Raw genomic sequence first — 3,764 nt, 5'->3', positions numbered from 1 at the left:
TCTAACCCACAACGAGGACAGACTGCTTTTTTATTTTTCGATTCGATTCGTCAAACTATACCGATATTTTCTAGGTGTCGATAGCCTTGAATACAGGTTCCTTGTAGGTTCAAAAATTTGTCAAGTATCATAAGTAAAATAATCTCGTTTTTGGCCATTATATCAAATTTTAACTCAATTGTCTATCTTTTGGTATTAACCTGTTTGTGCCGTAAGTGTCTTCCTGTATAGATTTCAGCTATTTTTGAGACTAGGTACTCTCATTGAATTTTATTTGAAGTTAATTATTTGCATAACAATTCCCGAAGAGCCAAAAAAATGCTCACAAACATCTCTAGACAACTAAACACTGGCGCTCTTGCTATCGCGGGCAGTGTTGCCGCTCTCAGCTTTGCTGGTGCTGCCCAAGCAGCGAGTATGATAGCCGTAACGGGGAGTGCAACGGCCAGTTCGTGGGGAACCCTCAACCCGACCCTCACTCCTGGAGCGCCCACCGGATTGGCTGGGACGCCTACGGATGGCTTTGCCGGTCTGAGCTACACGGACGTTAGTGCTATTCAGCCTATTCAGATTTTTGGCACTGGCTCGGGAGCGTCCACCATGTTTACTCCTGGTGGTACCGTGAATTCTTTTGCTCAGATAAATGTTGGCGGTGGTACGACAGTTAATATCACTCCTACAGTGGCTTCGGGTACGTTTAATACTTCTGGTGGTATGAGTACTACTGTTTACACTGTAATGGGTACAGCGTTTTTTGATGCGACTACCGGTCTCGATTATTCTGGAGTTTTCAGCCTGAACGTCGTGTCCGTTGGTTCGGGATGGATTTATACTTTATCTCTCGAAAAAAGCAGTTTAGCAGTTCCCGAGCCCTCTGCTATCCTGGGTATCTTGGCCGTTGTTGGTGCTGGTGCTTTCGCTCGTCGCAAGAGCTAGTCACTGTCATCAGAGCAAAAATAATGGAAAAAACAAGCGTTAAGGCTAAGCTTAACGCATTTTTTTGTGTCTAGAGAAGGGGATGGGCGAGTGGGGAAGTGGGGAGTTCGAGCATTTGTATATCCAATACGCAATTTAAATGCAGTATACTGTTCACTTAACAATCCCACTGGTTACTGATAATTGATCACTGATCACTGATCAGCCATTCCGAGGCCCTTTCACCTAAATCTAAGGCCAGACTAACCGCTTTACCGAGACGGGGACGCTCGCGGGTTTCGCGGATAAAAGCTTGAAATTGACTAAAACCACCCCATTCGTGGAGATAATTAGCGATCGCATTGAGATGTTCCAGATATTCAGACTCGGAGAGGGGAAAAGACGCTTGTTCGAGATATTTCCACATTACCTGGACATGAACCTTATCTTTGATGCGTCGCAGCTGGATATCGTAGGAACGACCCCACTTTTCTAGTAATAATTGCTGTAAGTCCACACCCGTCATGGTTGCTATCGCTTCTCAGATGTCAGTCGGCCTCTTGATTCTACCATAAATGTCAGGGGAAGACCCTCGATTTTACCGAAGGGATGATACTCTCGCGATCAACCGCTTCGCGGTGTAACGGGAGTCCTCTTGCTCCAATTTAGATATACTTGTGAACTGCACTTTCAACCTAAGGAACTTTACTCCACCGTGACACTTTTGGCTAAATTGCGCGGCTGATCCACGTCTAGACCGCGACGGGCTGCGATATGATAGGAGAGCAATTGTAGGGGAATTACTGTTAGAATTGGCGATAATAATTCCTCAATTTCCGGCACATACAACAAATCATTAAAGACTTTTGGTGCTTCCGTATCGCTGTCGGCAACTACTCCCAATAACCGCGCATCCCTTGCCTTTGCTTCCTGTGCATTGGAGAGAACCTTATCATAAACTATCCCCGGCATAGCAATCGCTACTACGGGAACTTTTGCATCTAAAAGCGCGATTGGTCCGTGTTTCATTTCTCCGGCTGGATAGCCTTCCGCATGAATATAACTGATTTCTTTGAGTTTTAAGGCTCCTTCTAGGGCAATGGGGAAATTAATCCCCCGTCCTAAGAAAATAAAGTCCTGGGTGTCATTAAATTCATGGGCCAATTCTTCGATCGCTTTTTCCTGTGTTTCTAAGACAGTTTCGATCGATCTTGGCAGCGATCGCATTTTATTAATAATTTGCTCGATTCTCTCTAAAGACAAAGTTTGACGACGATAGGATAAATCCAAAGCTAAGAGATAAAAACCCAATAATTGTGCCGTAAAACTCTTAGTTGCCGCCACCCCGATCTCGATTCCTGCTTGGGTATTAATAATCTGATCGACCATTTGTGCTAGGGTACTTTCGGGGCGATTAGTAATACCGATAATCCGGGCTTGATATTTTTTTTCTAATCCTAAACGGCGCTGTTTTTCCGTTTCCAAAGCCGCTAAAGTGTCGGCTGTTTCCCCCGATTGCGTCACCCCGATAGTTAAAGTATTGGGCATCAGGGGCGTGGGTGCATAGCGAAATTCCGAGGCGTACTGTACCCTTGTGGGAATACCTGCCAACTGCTCAATCAAGTATTTACCGACTAAACTAGCGTGCCAACTGGTTCCACAGGCTAAAATCTGAATATGTTCTAAATTATCGTAAATTTCTTCAGAAAAATTAATATTTATCGGGTTGACATTATCCTCATTTTGTGCTGTCCAATGGGGATGCAGATAGGTTCCTAAACAGTCGCGCACCACTCCGGGTTGTTCGTAGATTTCCTTGAGCATGAAGTGACGATAACCCTGTTTTTCTACGGTCGTCGGACTCCAATCGAGGATTCTGGGGCTTTTACGGACTCTTTTCCCTTCAAAATTATAAATTTCTACTCCCAAGGGTGTTAACCGAGCGATTTCGCCATTATCCAGGGACAGCACCGCCCGGGTATGGGGAACCAAAGCACTAACATCGGAGGCACAGAAAAACTCCCCTTGACCGAAACCGATGATTAAAGGGGCGTGTTGCCGCACGACAATCAATTCATCGGGATAATCGGGACTAATCACCCCTAGGGCAAAGGCTCCCTCCAAACGTTCAATTGCCCTTAAAACTGCCTTGAGGAAAGGACTCACCCCCAAGTAGTCTTCATCGGTAGGTTTGGGTAGATAACTGGCGATTAGATGGGGAATAACTTCTGTGTCGGTTTCCGAGTCAAATATACAGCCTTTTTCCTTTAATTCTGTTCTTAATACCTGAAAATTTTCGACAATGCCATTCTGTACCACTGCCACCCGTTGACTATTATCGGTGTGGGGATGGGCATTAGTTTCTACGGGTTTGCCGTGGGTTGCCCAACGGGTGTGACCGATGCCAATTTGGGAGGGATTAACTTCCTGTTCTAATTTTTCCCGCAGATTGTAGAGTTTTCCCTGGGCGCGAACTCGATGTAATTCACCTTCGAGAATTGTGGCAATTCCTGCCGAATCATAACCCCGATATTCTAAACGTTCCAATCCAGCTAGGAGAATATCGATCGCTGTTTGGGTTCCGATATAGCCAACAATTCCGCACATTCTTTCGCTGACCCCATTTAGGCTAAGTCCGATCTATTCTATCGCAAGCGTGACACTTGTTTGCTTAGAGGCCAAAGACGCACTGGTAAGGGCAAAGTTTCCTCTCATCGGAAATTTTGGGTCTGAAACCCCGCCGTTCTAGGTTGGCTTTACGTTAGAATTAAAAGGCCAGTCTCGAAAACCAAGTGGACGGCGCAGCACCTTGAAAACTCGGCTTAGGGGGTTCCGACCAGAAAAGCTTG

At 45.5% G+C, this 3,764-nt stretch carries 3 protein-coding genes; 1 reads left to right on the top strand and 2 read right to left on the bottom strand.

The genetic code is table 11. The features are described from left to right. Positions 1 to 600: 600 nt before the first annotated feature. Positions 601 to 936 carry a PEP-CTERM sorting domain-containing protein gene (locus IM509_RS10985; protein ID WP_260441281.1) on the top strand — a complete coding sequence of 112 codons (336 nt, stop codon included), beginning with the start codon at positions 601 to 603 and terminating at the stop codon, positions 934 to 936. 187 nt (positions 937 to 1,123) lie between these two features. Here the strand turns inward: IM509_RS10985 and IM509_RS10980 are convergent, their stop codons facing one another. Beyond that, a complete protein-coding gene (locus IM509_RS10980; RefSeq protein ID WP_002756874.1) occupies positions 1,124 to 1,441 on the bottom strand; it encodes a DUF3067 family protein in 318 nt (105 codons plus the stop codon). 179 nt (positions 1,442 to 1,620) lie between these two features. Further along, entirely contained in the window at positions 1,621 to 3,522 is a 1,902-nt protein-coding gene (gene glmS, locus IM509_RS10975) for a glutamine--fructose-6-phosphate transaminase (isomerizing) (RefSeq protein ID WP_072927721.1), read from the bottom strand. Between the last annotated feature and the right edge of the window lie 242 nt (positions 3,523 to 3,764).

The organism is Microcystis sp. M31BS1, assembly GCF_020245285.1.
In the GTDB taxonomy this organism is placed as follows: Bacteria; Cyanobacteriota; Cyanobacteriia; order Cyanobacteriales; family Microcystaceae; genus Microcystis; species Microcystis panniformis.
This window is presented reverse-complemented; position numbering and strand designations above follow the sequence as displayed.

Coding starts and splice junctions, on each gene's coding strand:
- IM509_RS10985 (WP_260441281.1), top strand. CDS start 601: ATGTTTACTCCTGGTGGTACCGTGAATTCTTTTGCTCAGATAAATGTT.
- IM509_RS10980 (WP_002756874.1), bottom strand. CDS start 1,441: ATGACGGGTGTGGACTTACAGCAATTATTACTAGAAAAGTGGGGTCGT.
- glmS (WP_072927721.1), bottom strand. CDS start 3,522: ATGTGCGGAATTGTTGGCTATATCGGAACCCAAACAGCGATCGATATT.